Genomic DNA, 18,631 nt, shown 5'->3' on the forward strand with positions numbered 1-18,631 from the left:
CGGGTGCTGAGCCTATTTGGCCATGCGCTTCAACCGCGCATGCGCCACCGCAATGCGGGCGGCAAGCGCGGCGTTGTTGCGGACCAGCGCGATGTTGGCCTTCAGGCTGCGGCCCTGCGAGAGCTCGTTGATGCGGGCGAGCAGGAACGGCGTCAGCTCCTTGCGCCCGATGCCGCGTTTCTCGGCCTCTGCCACGGCTGCCGTGATGGTGCCGTCGATGAAGGCCGGATCGAGCGTATCCACTTGCGGAATTGGATTGGCGACGAGAATGCCGGTGCCCGAGCCGATCTGCTCGTGCAGCAGCATGGCCTGCGCAATGTCCTCGGGCGTATCGAGGCGGTGATCGGCTTGCAGTCCGCTGGAGCGCGTATAGAAGGCCGGAAAATCGTCGCTCTGATAGGCAATCACCGGCACGCGTTGGGTCTCCAGATATTCCAGCGTTTTTGCAATATCGAGGATCGATTTCACGCCGGCGCAGACGACGGTCGTGCCGGTCTGGCCGAGTTCGGTCAGGTCGGCCGAGATATCGAAAGTGGCCTCGGCGCCACGATGCACGCCGCCGACGCCGCCGGTCGCGAAAATGCCGATGCCGGCCAATGCAGCGATCCGCATCGTCGCCGAAACCGTGGTTCCGCCCGACCCGCCGCCCACCATGATGGCGGCGAGGTCGCGCCCGGAGGCCTTGACCACGTCTTTTGCCGCTGCCAGCTGCTCGAGCTCCCGGTCACCAAGCCCGACCTTGATCTTGCCGGCGACCACCGCGATCGTGGCGGGCACGGCGCCATTCTCGCGCACCACGGTCTCGACGCCGCGCGCAGTCTCAAGATTGGCCGGATATGGCATGCCATGGGTGATGATCGTCGATTCCAGCGCCACCACCGCGCCGCCGTCCCGGAGTGCTGCCGCGACTTCGTCGTTCAGGTGGAGAAGGGAAGTGTTCATCGTCGTCTCGCTTTCAGGGTTCGGCTCGCGTTCAGGCGGGAATGCGGTACATGCCGGCGGTGAGGAAGCGCGGCGACAGGTCGGGATGGACGCTGGATTCACTCTCGGTGGTCAGCGTGGCGAGCAGCGCCCCGGTGCGCGCCGCGTCGAGCACGGGCTCGCCCGAAAGCACCCTGTACATGGTGCCGGCAATCATTGCGTCGCCGGCACCGGTGATATCGACGGCGCGGGCCGGGACGGAACGCATCGTCGTCACGCCGATTTCGGTCGCGACCGCAAATCCATGCGCGCCCATGGTCACGATCACCTCGCTGGCGCCGGCCGCGCGCAGTGCCGCCGCAGCCTCTTCCGGCCCCAGCCGCTTGTCGGCATCGGCGATGCCAAGCATCGTATTGGCCTCGTCACGGTTGGTGAACAAAAGATCGATGCCGGTCAGGTCCTTTGGCAGGCGCGCCGATTTCGGCGACGACACCGTGTCGACGGCGAGCTTGAAGCGCGCGCCCTGCTTGCGTGACATCAGCGTTGCGATCGTCGCGGCCGGCAGGTTGCAGTCGATGAACACCCACGTCGCCGAAGCCAGATGCGGCCAGAAACGGTCGAGATAGGCTGGTGAAAACAGATCGAAGATCTCCATGTCGGCGATGCCGAGCACGAGATCGTTATTGAGGTCGAGGATCGCCGCATATTCCGCCGTCGGCCGCTCCGTTGTGGTGATGACCTGGCTGACATCGGCGCCGAGATCGCGCAGATGCCGCACCAGCGAGCGGCCGGTTTCATCGTCGCCGACGATCGAGACGAAGCTTGTGTCGACGCCGAGGCGGACAAGGTTTTCGACGACGTTGCGGGCGACGCCGCCGAAGCTGCGATAGCCGTCGACCGGGTTCGACGTCCCGAAGATCAGATCCTTCTTGGCGTGGTACTTGCGGTCCAAAACCGCGCCGCCGATGCAGATCATGCGCTTGGAGGCCGGCAACACATAGCCACGGCCGAGAATGTAGCCCTTGTTGACGAGCTGCACGATGTGGGCCGCGACGGTCGAACGGGCAATGCCGAGCGCGGTCGCTATGTCCTGCTGGCCGGCGAAAGGGTTCGCCGCGATGAGATCCAGCACTGCCTGTTCCTGTGCTCCAAGATCGTCCATCGCCTCACCCGGCTCGCGCAATTCATGGCTGGACTTTTATCAACAACAGATGATGTTGTCAACATTTGTTTGGCGGGCTTATCGACGCCAGCCGCTGGTACTGGTCAACGCCCGGCGACGCATCACATTACTTGTTGCCGATGGCAAGAAGTTTGAAAGCAAGGGGATGAATGAACAGCAGTTGATGGCGGAGCTGGAGCGGTTGGTTTCCGAGGAGCGGAACCCGAGGACGATGGATATCGACTTGCTGCCGACCATCGATATCCTGCGCATGATCAATGATGAGGACAGCGACGTTCCGGCCGCCGTCGAGAAGGTCATCCCGCAAATTGCTGCTGCGGTAGACCAGATCGTCAGTGCGTTTCAAAGAGGCGCGCGGCTTGTCTATATGGGCGCTGGCACGAGCGGCCGGCTGGGGGTTCTCGATGCCTCGGAGTGTCCGCCGACATTTGGCGTGCCCGAGGACATGGTGCTCGGCCTGATCGCGGGCGGCCCCAAAGCGCTGGTGCGGGCCGTGGAAGGCGCCGAGGATGATCCGCAACAAGGCATCAAGGCACTGCAGGGAATCAAGTTGACCGCCGACGATGTGGTGGTCGGCATCGCGGTCAGCGGCCGCACACCCTACGTCATCGGCGGCTTGACCTATGCAAGGCAGGTAGGGGCAACGACCGTGGCGCTTTCCTGCAACCCCAGGTCAGTCATTGCCGGCATCGCCGACATTGCCATCTCTCCGCTTGTCGGCCCCGAGGTTCTCGCCGGCTCGACCCGGTTGAAGTCGGGAACCGCGCAAAAGCTGGTCCTCAACATGCTGACGACAGCCAGCATGATCCGGATCGGCAAGAGCTATCAGAACCTGATGGTCGACCTTAATCCCAGCAACAAGAAGCTCGTCTCCAGGGCGGTCGGGATGGTGATGCAGACCACCGGCTGCACAGCGCAGCAGGCACGACGGGCGCTCGACCAGACCGGCAAAGACGTCAAGCTGGCGATCCTGGTGACGATCACCGGGATGGGGATCGAAGAGGCGCGCAAGGCGCTCGACAATGCGGGCGGGTTTTTGCGAAAGGCGATCGGCGAAAAGACGCTGTGAAGCCGCCAGGATACCGGTATACAGCATGGATCACTTCGACAAAGGCAGGGCATGGGACCTTGCTCACCAGACGGATCCATCCGACACATCATTTCGACAGCGGGAGTATCGAGATTCGCCAATCGGTCGGCGATCTCGTCAACGGAGCCTAACAAGTGATGATTGCCAACAGTGGGGAACCAATCTGGGCCGTCGGCCTGATGACCGGCACCGTCCTCGACGGCAATGTCGACGTCGCGCTGATCAAGACCGATGGCGAGCGGATCGCGGATTTCGGCACCTACACGCTGGCACCCTACCCCAGCTCAATCCGGACGCTGCTGGAGGAGACGCTGGATCAGGCCAGGGCGTGGAATTTTGCCGGACCGGAACCGGCGATCTTTCGCGAGGCCGAAGAAGCGCTGACGCGCGCCCAGTCGGCAGCGGTCAAGGATCTGGTCGAAAGCTACCGGCTGACAATGGCCGATATCGGCGTCGTCGGCTTCCATGGCCAAACCGTGCTGCATCGCGCCCCGCAACCCGGCCGGCTCGGCCAGACCCGCCAGCTCGGCGATGGCGAGTTGATGCATTCCATTCTGGAAACCAAAGTCGCCTATGATTTCCGTTCGGCCGACATGCGCGCCGGCGGGCAAGGGGCGCCGCTGTCGGCCGCCTATCACGCCGCGCTGCTGCGCGATGCCGATATCAGCGGCGACACAGCGGTGCTCAATCTCGGCGGCGTCGCCAACATCACCTGGTGGGACGGCAAGGACAATGTCGTCGCTTTCGACACCGGACCGGCCAATGCGCCGCTTAACGATTTCATCAAGGCGAAGGGTTTGGGTGAGATGGACCGCGACGGCGCTCTGGCCCGCGCCGGCACCGTCGATGAGGCCCGGCTGGCCCAGCTCCTGCAGCATCCCTACCTGGCCAAGCCCTATCCAAAATCGCTTGACCGGTTCGATTTCGGCGCGGCCATGGCGGACGGGATGAACGCTGAGGATGGCGCCGCACTGCTGACGGCCTTCGCCACTGCGGCCGTCGGCAAGGCGCTCGACCTCCTGCCGCATCGGCCGAAGCGGCTGGTGGTCAGCGGCGGCGGCCGCCACAACCCAACGATCATGGCCATGCTCACCAGCCGCGCCGGCGTCGAAGCGGTGCCGGCGGAGGCGCTCGGCTGGAAGGGCGACGCGGTGGAGGCGGAGTGCTTTGCTTTCCTTGCGGTTCGCGTCCTCCGTGGCCTGCCGATCAGCTTCCCGACTACCACCGGTGTGCCAGAACCGATGCGCGGCGGGCGCCTTGCCGGCTGATCAAGTCGACAACTTCTTCTAAGGGAAAACGCGGCTGCGCGAAGGCGGCGCAAGCTTTGCCGCCGCGGGGCACGAACCGGCGGCTAGCGATGGTCCGCGGCTACCGCGGCGAATGCCACGCCGCCGCCGCAGCGGCAACCAGCATGAGCAACGCTGCGACCATGGCCGATGCCGCAAAACCAAAGCTGGAGTAAAGCGGTCCGAAGGCTGTGGTGCCGACAAACACCGCGAGATAGGTCACCGCGCTGTTCAAACCCATGATCGTGCCGCGCCGCGCCGGATCGAGCGCCGAGAGGCGCATCACCAGGACGTTCAGTCCAAAATGATTGGCAAGGCCCCAGGCCGCCACCATCGCGATGGTCAGATGGAAACTACTGCTTGTCGCGGCAAGCGCGACATAGACGACCGCGACCAGGAGATAGGCGAATGGCATGACGCGTCGTGCGCCAAGCCGATCGATCACGCCGTCAAGCAGTGCCGCCATGCCGAAGCCGGCGCCATAGGCGAGCGCGGCCAACCCGTTGGCGCTGACCGGCCGTCCCAAGCCGTTGTGAAGGTGATCGCCGAGATAGCCATAGACACCGTAGAAGGCGGTCATGAAGGCGCCGCAGGCGACCAGAAGCGGCACTATGCCGGGCACGGCCAAGGCGCCGAGCGGCGTCGGCGCCGGGCCGCCTTTCCTGACATCGCTCAGCGACGTCAGCGTAAGGCCGGTCAGCGCAAGCGCCGCAAGGACCGCGACCGCCGCGAAAACGGCGCGCCAATGCAGCAGATCGGCAAGCACCGCCGATAGGGAGACGCCGGCCACCATGCTCAGGGTCCATCCGGTCAGTACGACGCCGATCGTCCCGCTTTCGCGGCCAGGCGGCGCGATCGCAGCGGCGCTGGCATAGATTGCCGGCATCGCGACGCCGGCAGCGATGCCGGCGAGAAGCTGGGCCGCAACCAGCGCCGTCACTGTCGGCGCGGCGGCGCTGGCGAGAAGCGCGACCGCCAGCAGCAGCAACGCCCCTTGCAGCATGCGGCGAGCGCCGAGCCGATCGATATAGCGGGCCAGGAACAAGGCGCTTGCCGACGTGCCGAGGCCGAAGGCGGCGGATGCGATCATGACGGCCGGCACGCTCGTCGCAAACGATGCGGCCACCGCCGGCGCTATCGGACCGAGAACCAGCGAGTTCGAGCCGATCACCGCGATGCATCCGGTCAAGAGATAGGCGAGCGCCGGGATAGGCGGCCTTGCCGTCAATGTTGCGACTTGATCACTGTTCGTCATACGACGATAATCGCCGTATTAAATTCTGTATCAATAAGGAATTTCACCATGGATGAAGAAACAGATGGCATTCCGCAGAACAGGCCTGCTGCCCGGGACGTCGACGCGACCGACCGAAAGATATTAGGCGTTCTGGTCGACGACGCCACGATCAGCTATACCGAGCTCGGCGATCGTGTCGGCCTGTCGCCGCCGGCAGCGCATGAACGGGTGAAGCGGCTTCGGCGAAGCGGCGCCATCCGCAACACCGCGGCCATCATCGATCCCAAGGCGGTGCGCAAGCCGTTGCTGGCTTTCGTGCACATCGACACCAAGGGTTGGGGAAAGACCCCCGAACTGATGGCGATTTCCGAGCACCCCGAAGTCGAGGAGATTCATTCGGTCGCCGGCGACACATGCATGCTGATCAAGGTCCGCACCGAGGACACAAGGGCGCTCGAAGGCCTGCTGTCGCGGCTTTACGAAACGCCTGGCGTGACCTCGACGCGTAGCTATGTGGTTCTGTCGACCTATCTCGAGCGGCCGGTGCAGCCCGGGATCACGACGGAATGGCCGGCGCCCCGGCACATGGCCAAGCCGCTGTATTAGGGCCACCCTGGGCCAATCAACCAAGCTCCAAGGTCGTTATCGCAAAGACCCCGGATTGCGCTATCTGCGGCGCTTTTCCCCTGTACATTCGAGCCGTTTCAAAGCCCGGCTCGAGGCCGGCGGACGTCAGCCGAGCTGCAAATTGCCCGCTGGTCTCGGGCACGTCGAGATGGACATTTCCCGAGGCGTTGGCAAGGGCGGCGAAGAGACGGCTTGCCGCGTCCAGGCTGTTGGAAAAGAGCGGCCCGATCTTGCAGCCCTCCCGGCATCGGCGCGCGACGCCGTACCCTTCGATTGCGCCGTCCTTGACGATCGCAAGCGCCATGTGCGGCGGGCGCAGCCAGTGTTTTAGGAAGGATCGCCGCGGAGCGGGAAAGAAGCGGCTGTCGTAGTCCAGGACATCGGGCATGAGTTCCCGGCCTATGGCATGGATGTCGCTGTTGGCTTCTGCCGGAACATCCGGCGATCCGACGAAGCGGATCGTCCGGTAGACCGGCGCAAAACCCATGCTGCGATAGTTGGCCTGCTGTTCGACGACACCATCGAGGCCGATGGTGCGGTCGCCGAGCCGCGCCATGCCGGCGTCCCAAACCGCCTTGCCATGGCCCTCGCCACGCCTGTCCGGTCGACAGATGTAGAGACCGATGAAGCCGAAGTCGTCGCCGTAGGTCACGGCCGAAATGCCAGCCACCATCTCGCCATCGATAAAGGCGCCGATGAAGCCCTCGGGATCCGCCGCCTGGAACGCTGCGGCATCGCCAAGGCCGGGATTCCAGTCCTCCGCTGCCGCCCAGTCGACAAGGATTCTTACGTCTTCAAGTGCGAGCGTTCTGATCGTTCGTGGCATTGCGATCACTCGGCGGCAACAGTACCGGGGCGAAGGATTTCAAGGCACCAAGATAGGGCTTTGCCAGCGGATTTGCATAGGCGCCACGCTTGGAGGTCGACAGGCCAAGCGCGATCAAGGCCTCGGCCTGCTTGACCGCTGCGCCGACGCCGTCGATAACCGGAACGCCGAATTCCCGCTGCAGCTCGGCTGCGAGATCGGCCATGCCGGCGCAGCCGAGCACGATGGCCTCGGCGCGATCCTCGTCGAGCGCGCGCGCGATCTCGCCCCGCAGTTTCAGGATCGCGTCCGATGCCGGGTCTTCGAGGGCGAGAACCGGAATATCGGCAGCGCGCACGCGTGCCCGTCCCACCATGCCATAGCGCTGCACCAGCCCTTCTACCGGCACGCGCGAGCGCTCGGTCGTGGTGACGACGGTGAAGCGCTGGGCGATGAACGAGCCGACGGCGAGCGATGCCTCGCAGATGCCGATGACCGGAATGTTGGCCATGGCGCGCGCGGCATCGAGGCCGGTATCGTCGAAACAAGCGATGATCGCGGCCTGCGCGCCCGAGCGCTCGCCGGCGGCGATCTCGACCAGCAAGCCAGGTACGGCAAGCGCCTCGTCGTAATAGCCTTCGATCGACACAGGTCCCATCGATGAGGTGACGGCGACGATCTCCGTTCCGGCGGCGGCCACGAGCCGCGCCGCCGCCGCAATGGTTTCGGTCATGCTGGCGGTGGTGTTCGGATTGACGACGAGGATCTGCACTGCGGTTCTCTCAATCTCGCGGCCGACGGCCGCCGACATAGGCGATTGCGCCGAGCGTCGCCAAAATCACCAGGAAGGAAAATACCGTCGTCACGGTGCCCAGCGCATAGAGCACCGGCGTCGTCACATTCGTCGTCATGCCGTAGATTTCGAGCGGCAGCGTGTTGAACGTGCCCGAAGTCATCAGCGTGCGGGCGAACTCGTCATAGGACAGGGTGAAGCCGAACAGGCCGACACCGATCAGGCTGGGCGCGATCATCGGCAGGACGACATGCGCGAAGGTCTGCCAAGACGACGCTCCGAGATCACGCGCGGCCTCCTCATAGGCCGGCGAGAACCGGTTGAAGACGGCGAACATGATCAGCACGCCGAAAGGCAAGGTCCAGGTCAGATGGGCGCCGAAGGCAGACGTGTACCAGGCGGGACGAAAGCCGATCTGCTGGAAGACGACACCGATGCCGAGCGAGATGATGATCGACGGCACGACCAGGCTGGCGACGGCCAGATAGAACAATGCGGTGGCGCCGCGAAATTTTTGCCGGAAGGCCAGACCGGCAAGCAGCGACACGACAACAGTGACGAACATCACCATCAAACCGAGGATAAAGGAGCGTTTGAAACTGCCGCCGAAATCGCCGACCGCCTGGCGCTCGAACAGATTGGCGAACCAGTGCAGCGAAACGCCGTTCAGCGGGAATGTCAGGCCACCATTCTCGCCCTGGAAGGAGAGGATCAGGATCGCCGAAAGCGGGCCGTAGAGGAACAGCACGAAAAGGGCGAAAAAGGCCGCCAGCACGTAGAATTCGAAGGTGCGCTTGTCCCGGCTCATCGCCTCACAGCTCCTTGCGGATGTCGACGATGCGCAGGATGCCGGCGACCATCAGCAGCACCAGCACCAGCAGCACGACCGCATTGGCGGCGGCCGCCGGATATTGCAGCAGCGACATCTGGTTCTTCATCATCAGCGCGACGGAGGCGCTCTGTCCGCCCGACATCACCTGCACCGTCGAAAAATCGGCCATCACCAGCGTGACGACGAAGATGGTGCCGATCGCCATGCCGGGCTTGGCGAGCGGGATGACGACGTTCCACAGCACCTGCCAGCCGGAAGCACCGGCATCACGCGCGGCCTCGATCAGCGACTTGTCGATGCGCATCAGCGTGTTGAAGATCGGCGTCACCATGAACAGCGTATAGAGATGCACCATGGCGAGCACCACGGCGAATTCGGAATAGAGCAGCCATTCGATCGGCTTCGGGATCAGCCCGATCTCGACCAGCGTCGAGTTGACCAGGCCGTTGCGGCCAAGCACCGGAATCCACGAGATCATGCGGATGATGTTGGAGGTCAGGAACGGCACCGTGCAGACAAGGAACAGCACCATCTGCATGGCGGTGGTCCTGATATGGAAGGCGAGGAAATAGGCGACCCAGAAGCCGATGAACAGCGTCAGCGCCCAGACGATGGCGGCGTATTTCAGCGTGTTCAGGTAGGTTTTCCAGGTGACCCAGGAGCCGAGCGTGTCGGAATAGTTGGTGGTCAGGACATCCGGGTACATCGCCGCGAAATCGTAATCCCAGAAGGAGACCACGGCGATCATCAGGATCGGCAGCAAAAGGAATGCGCCGAGGATCAAGGCCAGCGGCGCCGCCTGCAGGTAGGGGACGAAGCGGGCGACCGAGACGCGGCGGCGCCTGGGTTTGGCTTCGATCATTCCAGGACGTTCGAGCACTGCTGTCATCAACATCTCGGTAGGCTGCGAGGCGGCTGGAGCTGCGTCCCTTCTCCCCTTGTGGGAGAAGGTGGATCGGCGCGCAGCGCCGAGCCGGATGAGGGGTGTTGGACGGAATGCGGCGATGCCAAGCTGGAGCACCCTCATCCGACCGAGCTTCGCTCGGCCACCTTCTCCCACAAGGGGAGAAGGCAAGAGGGCGTTTACGCCGCGATGAATTCGTTCCAGCGCCTCACCATGTAGCGATCCTCGTCCATCACCGAGTTCCAGCAGGCGACCTTGCCCATGCGCTCGACGAAGGAGCCGCCGTCGCGCACGGCGCCCGCCTTCTCCATGACCTTGCCATCCGGCGCCATGATATCGCCCTTGGCTGGCTTGCCATCGACCCAGTAGCCCCATTCGTCCTCGGACATGAACTGCTTGGCCGTGTCCATGGCGGCCGAGTAATAGCCCTGACGGTTGAGGTAGGCGCCGACCCAGCCTGACAGGTACCAGTTGATGTACTCGTAGGCGGCGTCGAGCTCGGCGCCCTTGAGGTGCGCCGCCAGGCCAAGGCCGCCGCCCCACGAGCGATAGCCTTCCTTGAGCGGCTGGTATTTGCAGGCGATGCCCTTGGAGCGCACCGCAGCGACGGCCGGCGACCACATCGACTGGATGACCACTTCGCCTGAAGCCATCAGGTTGACGCTCTCGTCGAACGATTTCCAGAACGCCCGGAACTGGCCGTCCTGCTTGGCTTTGATCAGGAAGTCGATCGTCTTGTCGATCTCCTCCTTGGTCATGTTGCCCTTGTCGGCATATTTGATGTTGCCCATGGCTTCCATGATCATCGCCGCATCCATGATGCCGATCGACGGGATGTTGAGAATGGCGGCCTTGCCCTTGAAGGCCGGATCCATGATGTCGGCCCAGGTGGTGATGTCGCGGCCGACAAGGTCGGGGCGGATGCCGAGCGTATCGGCGTTGTAGATGGTCGGAACCATCGTCATCCACTGCGTCGGTTGCGTGGCGAAGGTCTTGGCGTCCTGCGCCTCGACGAAACCCACGGTATGCGGCGCGGTGCCCTGCGCGATGACGCTGTCGGGCGTCAGCTTGCCGGTGATGAACAGCGGCACGATCTTGTCGTAATATTTCAGCTTCTTGACATCCATCGGCTGCATTACGCCGGACGGATAGACCTTCTTGGCGATCCAATATTCGATGTCGGCGATGTCGTAGCTGTCCGGCTGGGTTACAGCGCGCTGGGCGGCGGCGTCGGAATCGGTCGCCGTCATCTCCAGCGTGATGCCGAGGTCGGCTTTGCACTTGTCGGCAATGGCGTTGAGGTTCGACACGCCGGTGCCGAACTGGCGGAGCGTGATCGGGTTCTGCGCCCAGATCGTCGGGAACCCTGTTATGGCACCCGAACCGGCGGCAAGACCGACGGCGGCAGCACCGGTCTTGAGCAGCGAGCGGCGGGAAATTCCTGTCTTCTTGTCGGTGGTGTTGGTCATGCAGTTCCCCTGTTTTGATTGGTGGTTCTGGTTCAGGAATCGAGACGGCCAAGGACGATTGCGTCCTCCGCGTCCCAAGCGATCGGCACCGCGTCGCCGACGGCGACCGGCTTGGCGAAGAAGCTGGTGTCGTCGACGATGACGGTAAAATCCTCGATGCCGGCGCCATTGACCGAGAGTTTTACGGTCGAGCCGCGATACTCGATATTGGAGGCGATGCCGGTGAAGCCGAGCCCCGCGGCTGGCGGGTCGCCGATCCGCACATGGTCGGTGCGAATAGCGATATCGATCGGCTCGCCGATCGCCCTGCCCTGCCCGCTGGCCGCTAGCGAGGCGCCACCCGGCACATCGAAGACAACCATGCCGTCGCGGCTGCCGCTGACGCGGCCGGAGACGACGTTGTGATCGCCCATGAAACGGGCGACGAACGCGGTGGCCGGCCGCTCGAAGACGATGCGCGGATGCGCCGCCTGCTCGATGCGGCCGTCATTCATGACCACGATCAGGTCGGCGAGCGCCATCGCCTCCTCCTGGCTGTGGGTGACGTGGACGAAAGTGATGCCGAGCGAGGTCTGCAGCTTCTTCAATTCCGCCCGCATGCGGATCTTCAAGAATGGATCGAGTGCCGATAGCGGCTCGTCGAGGAGCAGCGCTTCGGGGTCGGTGATCAGCGCGCGGGCCAGAGCGACGCGCTGCTGCTGTCCGCCCGAAAGCTGCGCCGGGCGGCGGTTGGCGTAGCCCTCCATCTGCATCAGCTTCAGCATATCGAGCGCCCTGGCGCGGCGCTCTTCCTTGCCGACGCCCTTCATCTTGAGGCTGAACGCAACATTGTCGATCAGGTCGAGATGCGGAAACAGCGCATAGGACTGGAACATCATGGCGGTGCCGCGCCTGGCCGGCGGCAGGTCGGTAACCACAATGTTGCCGAGACGCACGTCGCCGCTCGATATGCTTTCGTGCCCAGCAATCATGCGCAGCGTCGAGGTTTTGCCGCAGCCGGACGGCCCGAGCAGGCAGCAATAGGTTCCCGCGGGGATTTTCAGGCTGATGTCTTCGACGGCAGTCGTTGCGCCATAGATCTGCACAAATTATAGGCGATCGCCGGCGATTCTCGCAAAAATCGTATGCAATCTTTTCTGGCATCGTATTCACTTTGGCTCTCTGCAAGCGACCCGATTCAGGGTAGAAAGGTGCAGGGACCACCATCATGAATATAGCCGACCAGACTTTCCCTGCTGTCGACAGTGCCAACGAGGATCGCGCCCAGGCGATTCGCGATCAGTTGCGCGACGCGATCGTCGATCGTCGGCTGGCGCCCGGAACCAAGCTGTCCGAAGGCGAGGTCGGCACTCTATTCGATATCAGCCGCACCGTGGCGCGCGCGGCGCTGCAGATGCTCTCCTTCGAAGGCCTGGTGCGGACCGAGCGCAATCGCGGCGCCTTCGTCGCCAACCCGTCGCCGGAGGAAGCGCGTCAGGTCTTCGCTTCGCGCCGGCTGATCGAGCCCGGCATAGCGATTGCCGCAGCCGGGCGGATGACGCCGGCGCATGTCGCTGCCTTCAAGGCGCAGCTCGATGAAGAGGGCCGCTTCATTGCCGAACGCGGACCAAATGCAAGACGCTCGGAAATCAAGGCTTCGGGCGATTTTCACCTGCTGCTGGCTTCGGTTGCCGGAAACACCATCCTCCAGCGTTTCATGGAAGAGCTGGTGGCGCGGTCATCGCTGGTGATCGCGCTTTATGGCCGCTCGGGCGTCTCAAGCTGTGGTCATAGTGAGCACATGAATATCCTGGAGGCGCTGGAAAATGGCAATTCCGAACGCGCCAGCGCGCTGATGCTGCATCACATAGACCATATCGAGGCCGACCTCGATCTGCGCATCAGGAGCGGTCCGGCGCTCAGGCAGGCGCTCGAGTTCTGACTCTCATTTCGACCGGAGGGACGCGAAAACCCCGCCCCTCAAAGCCGCGCAGCCCGGATCTTCAGGATCTGGTACAGCAAATCGCGAATGCGCCGCAGCCTCATCGACCATTTCTGGTTCATCTGCATTCCAGTTCTGTTTGCCGACTGCGTACATCTCAAAAAGCTTGCGCCGCGATGGCCATTCCAACCAGCGAGGTGGCGACACCCGCGGTGCGGACAGTCGTCGGCCAACGAGCCAGCTTGACAGCGGACAGAATGCCGATCGCATGCAGCATCGACGTGGCGAGCATGAAACCAGCGGCGTACGCAATGCCGCCGGCGTTCTCGGGACTCTCGAGGCCGTGGGCGTTGCCGTGAAAGAGGCCGAAGAGGGCCGTCAGTGCTGCTGCGGCGGCCAGCGGCAGCGGCCTGGCCAGGGCGACCATGGCGCCGAAGACCACAAGCGACAGCGAGATGCCGGATTCAAGCGAAGGCAGGCCGATGCCGGCCATGCCGGGCAAGGCTCCGGCGACCATCGCCGAGACAAAGGCCAGCGGGACAAGGACAATACTGCGCCCGCCGGCGCGAGCGCCGATCATGCCGACCGCGATCATGGCAAGCAGATGGTCCATGCCGAACAGCGGATGTTCGAGGCCGGCAGAAAAGCCGTGGACGTGAGCGCCGCCGCTATGGGCAAACGCCAGCGACGGTGTGAGGACGGCGAGAGCTGAAAGGATGCCGAGTCTTGTAAATGTTTTCATGGCTGTACCTGTTCGATGAGAGTGACGGGTTCTGGTTTCAGTGTCTGGGAACGGCGAATTGCGAAGCGGCGGAACGATCTGCAAGGGCGCGCGCCGCGGCGAAGCCGAGCGGCTTTTGCTCCGCGCCATCGTGATAGATGAAAGCGAGCCGGCGGCGGTGCGATGTCAGGCGCGCCGGCAGCGGGTGATAGGCGACGCCGCTGCCGCCGACGAGCGGCATGACCGCGCCGACGTCGACCAGATCCTCGGTTTCGACGCGCAAGAGATGAAGCCGCACACCGTCGGCCCTCTCGCCGACAAAGGGTATGCCGGCCAGGCGCAGAAAGCTGGACGGGTCCGGCGCCCGCGCAAAGCCCTCGAGGAAGGCGGTTTCGACAAGGTCGAGGTCGACCGATGCGGGATCGGCCGGCGGCTCGTGAACCTGGTCCGGCAGATGCGGCGTCTGCCATTGCAGCGGCTTGCCAGCGGGCCCATTGTGGCCGGGAGCGTGCGGATGGTCATGATGACCGTTCGGCCCGTGGTGGCCGTCGTCATGGCCATGATTGTGGTGGTGATGATCGTCGTGCATGGTCAAAAACTCACCGGTTTGTCGATGATGGATTTGTGCTTGCCGAGATTGCCGTGGGCGACCATCGAGCCAAGCGCCTCGACGACGACCCGCACACCGAACAGCGCCGTGATGTCCGACGTATCGTAAGGCGGCGAGACCTCGACCACTTCCAGCCCGCAAATGCCAGGCGCTGTCACCAATCCCAGAAGTTTGAGCGCCTCGCGCGGCAGGAAGCCGCCCGGCTCAGGCCAGCCCGTGCCGGGCACGAAACCGCAATCGAGGCTGTCGACGTCGAAAGAGATGTAGACGGCGTCGGTGTCTTTCCATGCGAGTTCGAGCGCGATTTCCGCCGCCTTCTCAAGGCCCATCTGCTCGATGTCGGCAATGGTCAGCACGTTGGTGCCGCGCTTCCTCGCCTCGGCGACGCCGTAGCGCGGAACCTGCCAGCCGCCGATGCCGAGTTGCACGAGATTGGTCGCCGAGACGTTCGGCAGGTTGGTCGCCCAGTACCAGGGCGTGGTGTGCATGCGCTCGTCGAGATCCTTTTCCTGGATATCGATATGGCGGTCGAAATGGATGATGCCGATGCGCTTCGAGGTCACGTCGGCGATGCCGCGCACGCAAGGAAAGCCGATCGAATGGTCGCCGCCCAGCATGATTGGCAGCGCGCCGGACGAGGCGACATGGCTGACCCCTTTGGTGATCTGGTCAAAACTCTTTTCGAGGTTGGCGGGAATGGTGAAGACGTCGCCGGCGTCGCACAGCGTCATCTGCTCGCGCAAATCGACGCCGAGCTCGTAATTGTAAGGCGTGTAGAGCGCCGAGATGCGGCGAATGCCTTGCGGGCCGAAGCGGGTTCCCGGCCGGTAGGTGGTGCCGCTGTCGAACGGAATGCCGATGACGGCAGCATCATATTTGCCGACATCGCGGACGTTCTCGACATAGGGCGCCTTGAGAAAGGTATTGATGCCGGCGAAATGCGGCAGCTCGCCGCGCGCGAATGTCGGGATCGACTTGTCGACGATCGACTCCGATCCCGGCAGGCCCATGTCGAGCGCCCATTGCTGCTCCTTGCGCCAGCCGCTTTCTGGCAGCTTGCCCTCGGCCTCGATCGACTTCCATCCCTGCGTGCCGCGGGCGTCGAAATCGGGGTGGTGAAAACGCTCCCGGGCCGCCCGGGCGACGAGCCCTGCCCGGCGGTGGCTGCGTTCGGGGATATTTCTGGACATTCAACTCTCCGTTACGACGCCGTCGTCGCCATTGCTGGATCCGGCCGGGTCGTCCCGACCATCGCGGCCACCTTGGCCAAGTGATGAGAGGAAGCCCGGGTCTTGCGATCGAGCTTCAAATCGTAAGTGATCGTCGCGCCGTAAGCGGACGGGAACTGCGGATCGTGGCGCACCTTGTCGAAAACCAGCACACGGGTGCCGAGCTTGAAGGCCTCGGAGATATCGTGGGTGACCATCACCACCGTCATGCCGTGCTCGGTCCACAGCTCGGTCAGCAGATCGTGCATCTCGACGCGGATGCCGGGATCGAGCGCCCCGAACGGCTCGTCGAGAAGCAGGATTTTCGGGCGGCCGAGCAAGGTCTGCGCAATCGCCAGCCGCTGCTGCATGCCGCCGGAGAGCGATGCCGGATAGAGGTCACGCGCATGGGCAAGGCCAACCCGCGCCAGCATGGCTTCGGCCTCCTGCCTGGCGTTTCTGCGCCTGGCGCCGAAGACGCGGCCAAATGGCCCGCCCGAGCGAAAGTCTTCGACCAGCAGCAGGTTCTGGATGGCGGTCAGATGCGGAAACACCGAATAGCGTTGAAAGACGATGCCGCGCTGCGGCGTCGGCTCGGGCACGATCGGGCCATCGCCGACGATGACGACACCGCTGCTCTGCTGCTCCTGGCCGAGCAGGATGCGTAGAAACGTCGATTTTCCGCAGCCGCTGGCGCCGACCAGCGACAGGAATTCGCCGGCCTCGGCGGTGACGTTGACCCGCTCGAGCACGCGGGCATCGCCATAACTCTTTTCCAGCCCGTGAACGACGATGCGGCTCATCCGGCCTCCACCGGGTGCGCCCAAGGGGACACCGCTTGGGAAAGCCGCATCAGCAGCCAGTCGGTGATGACCGCAAGCAGCGTGATCCAGGCGACATAGGGCAGGATGACGTCCATCGAGAGATAGCGGCGGACGAGGAAGATGCGGTAACCCAGCCCTTCGGTCGAGGCGATGGCTTCGGCGGCGATCAGGAAAAGCCAGGCCGGCCCGAGTGCCAGCCGCACGCAAGTGACGAGGCGCGGCATGACTTGCGGCAGCACCAACCGCAAGACCATGGTCCAGCTGTTGCCGCCAAGCGTCTGTGCCTTGGCCACCAGTTCGGGCGGAAATTCCCGCACCCGGTTGGCGATGTCGCGCACCATCACCGGCGCGACGCCGATGGCGATCAGCGTGATCTTGGCCGTTTCGCCGAGGCCAAGTGCAATGAACAGGATCGGCAGCAGCGCCAGCGGTGGGATGACGCAGACGACGGTGACGAAGGGCAGCAGGAAGGCCCGCACCCGCGGGATGAAGCCGATGGCGATGCCGAGCGAAAGCGCGACGAACGTGGCCACGCCGACGCCCGCGAGCAGCCTGAGGAGACTGGCATAGGTGTCGACCCACAGGATGAGGTCGCCGGAGCGTTTGTCCGGAACCGTCGCCAGGTCAAGAAAGGCCGACCACATCTGTGCCGGCGAAGGCAGCAGCTTGTCGCTGGGGTTGACCGCCAGTCGTTGCGCCGAGGCGATGAGATAGGCGATTGCCACGAACAGGAACGGCAAGCCGCCGAGGAACAAGGCGCTGCCGCGCGAGACCTTCGCATTGATCATGCGAAGACGCACCCTCGGCCGTGGCCGGGAAGGGCGCGTGGTGCCCTCGCCGCCCGTCTCGGCGACTTCATCCCTGGCACTCTTTCCCTTGGCCAGCATGTCGGGTTAGGGCATTGCGGTTGCGGCCTCGGCCATGAAGGCTGGATCGAAGCGCAGCTTGACATTGTTGGCATCGCCCAGCGTCGATCCGTCGGCAAAGCTCATGCCGACCACGTCGACACTCGTCGCATTGGTGCCGAGAATGCCGTGGCTGAACAGGAAGTTACGGACCAGATCCATGGTCTTCGGCAATTCGGCGCCTTTGGTGAACTCGACCGCCTTGGCGGGATCGTAGAACATTGCCGTCGAGGCAAGCTGCGCGTCGAAGCCGGCGAGGTCGGTGCCGGACGCCTTGGCCATTTCCTCCTTGGCTGCCTTGCCTTCCGGCGTGTCGGAGTTCATCAATTCCATCACCTCGTACCATGCGCCGACAAGCGCCTTGCCCAATGCCGGATTGTCCTTCAGCGTCTCGGTGTTGACGACCATCAAGTCGATGATCTCGCCGGGAATCTGGGCGGAATCGAACACTTTGTGCGCACCCGGCATGGTGACGATCTCGGAGACCAGCGGGTTCCAGGTGACGACCGAGGTGACATCGCTGGTGCCGTAGGCGGCGACCATGTCGGCGTCGGAGGTGTTGACGACGGTGATGTCCTTCTCGGCAAGCTTGACCGTGTCCAGCGCCCGCGCCAGCAGGTAATGCGAGACGGAGAGCTCGACGAGATTGACCTTCTGGCCGGCAATGTCGGCAAGCGCTGCCTTGTCCTTGAGGATCACCGCGTCATTGCCGTTGGAGAAGTCGCCGATGATCAAGGCGGTGGTGTCGACGCCGCCGCCGGCGGGGATCGACAGCGCATCCATGTTTGTCATCGAGCAGCCGTCGAAACCGCCGGCCGTGTACTGGTTGATGCTTTCGACATAGTCGTTGATGCGGGTGATCTCGACATTGATGCCGTTTTTGTCTGCCCATTTCTTCATGATGCCGCTGTCGGAGAGATAGCCCCACGGCATCCAGCCGACATAGATCGACCAGCATATCTTGAAGTCTTTCTTGGGCGCCGCGTCGGCGGCGGAAACGACGGGAAGGCTGAATGATGCGGCTAGGATGATTGCGGCCAGCTTGCGAAGCATTGCGTACCCCTGTTCGCGATCCGGATTGCGCCCGGATTTTATGTTGGGGTTTACGGGCGCGCATCCGGGAGAGGTTCGCGCCAGCAAACCCGTGCAGGGTTCTCCCGGGATTTTGGCCCGCCGTGTTCCGCCGGATGCCTCAGTGCATCCCTGGCGGTCGCATCTCTTGGACCAGCACCGCCGTGTTGCGGCCGGAACCCTAGACGCTCTGCACACCATCAACGAAGCAAGGAGCATGCCAA

At 63.7% G+C, this 18,631-nt stretch carries 19 protein-coding genes, 1 pseudogene and 1 riboswitch; of the genes and pseudogenes, 5 read left to right on the forward strand and 15 right to left on the reverse strand.

All coding sequences use genetic code 11. From position 1 onward, the window contains the following. Positions 1 to 12: 12 nt before the first annotated feature. Both JG739_RS26965 and JG739_RS26970 read right to left on the reverse strand, forming a co-directional pair. Positions 13 to 942: a pseudouridine-5'-phosphate glycosidase gene (locus tag JG739_RS26965; protein ID WP_202364172.1), complete on the reverse strand. Its 930-nt coding sequence runs from the start codon at positions 940 to 942 to the stop codon at positions 13 to 15. Positions 943 to 973: 31 nt separating this feature from the next. Next, positions 974 to 2,053 (reverse strand): carbohydrate kinase, encoded by a 1,080-nt coding sequence (locus tag JG739_RS26970; protein ID WP_244749592.1) that lies wholly within the window; start codon positions 2,051 to 2,053, stop codon positions 974 to 976. Between the two features lie 196 nt (positions 2,054 to 2,249). Here JG739_RS26970 and murQ point away from each other — a divergent pair, with 196 nt between their 5' ends. The 3 genes and pseudogenes from murQ to JG739_RS26980 all read left to right on the forward strand — a co-directional run bounded on the left by murQ (position 2,250) and on the right by JG739_RS26980 (position 4,462). Beyond that, entirely contained in the window at positions 2,250 to 3,173 is a 924-nt protein-coding gene (gene murQ / locus JG739_RS26975; RefSeq protein WP_202367664.1) for an N-acetylmuramic acid 6-phosphate etherase, read from the forward strand. Between the two features lie 34 nt (positions 3,174 to 3,207). Further along, positions 3,208 to 3,325 (forward strand): annotated as a pseudogene (locus tag JG739_RS36455) (esterase); the annotation flags it as partial. A gap of 6 nt (positions 3,326 to 3,331) precedes the next feature. Beyond that, on the forward strand, positions 3,332 to 4,462 hold the full coding sequence (locus JG739_RS26980; protein ID WP_202367665.1) for an anhydro-N-acetylmuramic acid kinase: 1,131 nt from the start codon (positions 3,332 to 3,334) through the stop codon (positions 4,460 to 4,462). 100 nt (positions 4,463 to 4,562) lie between these two features. Here JG739_RS26980 and JG739_RS26985 read toward each other — a convergent pair whose 3' ends face one another. After that, the gene (locus tag JG739_RS26985) at positions 4,563 to 5,735 is read right to left on the reverse strand and encodes an MFS transporter (RefSeq protein WP_202364174.1); all 1,173 of its coding nucleotides are present in this window, start codon (positions 5,733 to 5,735) and stop codon (positions 4,563 to 4,565) included. A gap of 48 nt (positions 5,736 to 5,783) precedes the next feature. Here JG739_RS26985 and JG739_RS26990 point away from each other — a divergent pair, with 48 nt between their 5' ends. Then, complete coding sequence (locus tag JG739_RS26990) at positions 5,784 to 6,323, forward strand: Lrp/AsnC family transcriptional regulator (protein WP_202364175.1); 540 nt, start codon at positions 5,784 to 5,786, stop codon at positions 6,321 to 6,323. 16 nt (positions 6,324 to 6,339) lie between these two features. Here the strand turns inward: JG739_RS26990 and JG739_RS26995 are convergent, their stop codons facing one another. The 6 genes from JG739_RS26995 to JG739_RS27020 form a co-directional block, all read right to left on the reverse strand. Further along, the gene (locus JG739_RS26995; protein WP_202364176.1) at positions 6,340 to 7,170 is read right to left on the reverse strand and encodes a GNAT family N-acetyltransferase; all 831 of its coding nucleotides are present in this window, start codon (positions 7,168 to 7,170) and stop codon (positions 6,340 to 6,342) included. Beyond that, the gene (locus JG739_RS27000; protein ID WP_202364177.1) at positions 7,139 to 7,960 is read right to left on the reverse strand and encodes an aspartate/glutamate racemase family protein; all 822 of its coding nucleotides are present in this window, start codon (positions 7,958 to 7,960) and stop codon (positions 7,139 to 7,141) included. Before JG739_RS27000 ends, JG739_RS26995 begins: the two co-directional genes overlap by 32 nt. After that, entirely contained in the window at positions 7,932 to 8,750 is an 819-nt protein-coding gene (locus JG739_RS27005) for an ABC transporter permease (protein ID WP_202364178.1), read from the reverse strand. Before JG739_RS27005 ends, JG739_RS27000 begins: the two co-directional genes overlap by 29 nt. A gap of 4 nt (positions 8,751 to 8,754) precedes the next feature. Next, entirely contained in the window at positions 8,755 to 9,636 is an 882-nt protein-coding gene (locus JG739_RS27010; RefSeq protein WP_244749987.1) for an ABC transporter permease, read from the reverse strand. A gap of 221 nt (positions 9,637 to 9,857) precedes the next feature. Then, positions 9,858 to 11,147 (reverse strand): ABC transporter substrate-binding protein, encoded by a 1,290-nt coding sequence (locus JG739_RS27015; protein WP_202364180.1) that lies wholly within the window; start codon positions 11,145 to 11,147, stop codon positions 9,858 to 9,860. 32 nt (positions 11,148 to 11,179) lie between these two features. After that, positions 11,180 to 12,232: an ABC transporter ATP-binding protein gene (locus tag JG739_RS27020; protein WP_202364181.1), complete on the reverse strand. Its 1,053-nt coding sequence runs from the start codon at positions 12,230 to 12,232 to the stop codon at positions 11,180 to 11,182. 122 nt (positions 12,233 to 12,354) lie between these two features. Between JG739_RS27020 and JG739_RS27025 the strand changes: the two genes are divergently transcribed. Continuing rightward, positions 12,355 to 13,068: a GntR family transcriptional regulator gene (locus JG739_RS27025; RefSeq protein ID WP_202364182.1), complete on the forward strand. Its 714-nt coding sequence runs from the start codon at positions 12,355 to 12,357 to the stop codon at positions 13,066 to 13,068. Positions 13,069 to 13,225: 157 nt separating this feature from the next. On the opposite strand, the gene JG739_RS27030 is transcribed toward JG739_RS27025, so the two are convergent. From JG739_RS27030 to JG739_RS27055, 6 genes are all read right to left on the reverse strand, one after another. Then, positions 13,226 to 13,810 (reverse strand): HupE/UreJ family protein, encoded by a 585-nt coding sequence (locus tag JG739_RS27030; protein ID WP_202364183.1) that lies wholly within the window; start codon positions 13,808 to 13,810, stop codon positions 13,226 to 13,228. A gap of 37 nt (positions 13,811 to 13,847) precedes the next feature. Next, positions 13,848 to 14,378: a hypothetical protein gene (locus JG739_RS27035; RefSeq protein WP_202364184.1), complete on the reverse strand. Its 531-nt coding sequence runs from the start codon at positions 14,376 to 14,378 to the stop codon at positions 13,848 to 13,850. Positions 14,379 to 14,380: 2 nt separating this feature from the next. Then, positions 14,381 to 15,589, reverse strand: coding sequence for an agmatinase family protein (locus tag JG739_RS27040; RefSeq protein ID WP_077381532.1), 1,209 nt, complete (start codon positions 15,587 to 15,589; stop codon positions 14,381 to 14,383). Positions 15,590 to 15,600: 11 nt separating this feature from the next. Next, a complete protein-coding gene (locus JG739_RS27045) occupies positions 15,601 to 16,410 on the reverse strand; it encodes an ABC transporter ATP-binding protein (RefSeq protein ID WP_202364185.1) in 810 nt (269 codons plus the stop codon). Then, positions 16,407 to 17,219, reverse strand: a complete 813-nt coding sequence (locus JG739_RS27050; protein WP_202364186.1) for an ABC transporter permease — start codon at positions 17,217 to 17,219, stop codon at positions 16,407 to 16,409. Before JG739_RS27050 ends, JG739_RS27045 begins: the two co-directional genes overlap by 4 nt. A gap of 105 nt (positions 17,220 to 17,324) precedes the next feature. Continuing rightward, positions 17,325 to 18,389: a putative urea ABC transporter substrate-binding protein gene (locus JG739_RS27055; protein WP_202364187.1), complete on the reverse strand. Its 1,065-nt coding sequence runs from the start codon at positions 18,387 to 18,389 to the stop codon at positions 17,325 to 17,327. Between the two features lie 99 nt (positions 18,390 to 18,488). Continuing rightward, positions 18,489 to 18,603: riboswitch (guanidine-I (ykkC/yxkD leader) on the reverse strand. Positions 18,604 to 18,631 lie beyond the last annotated feature (28 nt).

Source organism: Mesorhizobium sp. L-2-11, assembly GCF_016756595.1.
In the GTDB taxonomy this organism is placed as follows: domain Bacteria; phylum Pseudomonadota; class Alphaproteobacteria; order Rhizobiales; family Rhizobiaceae; genus Mesorhizobium.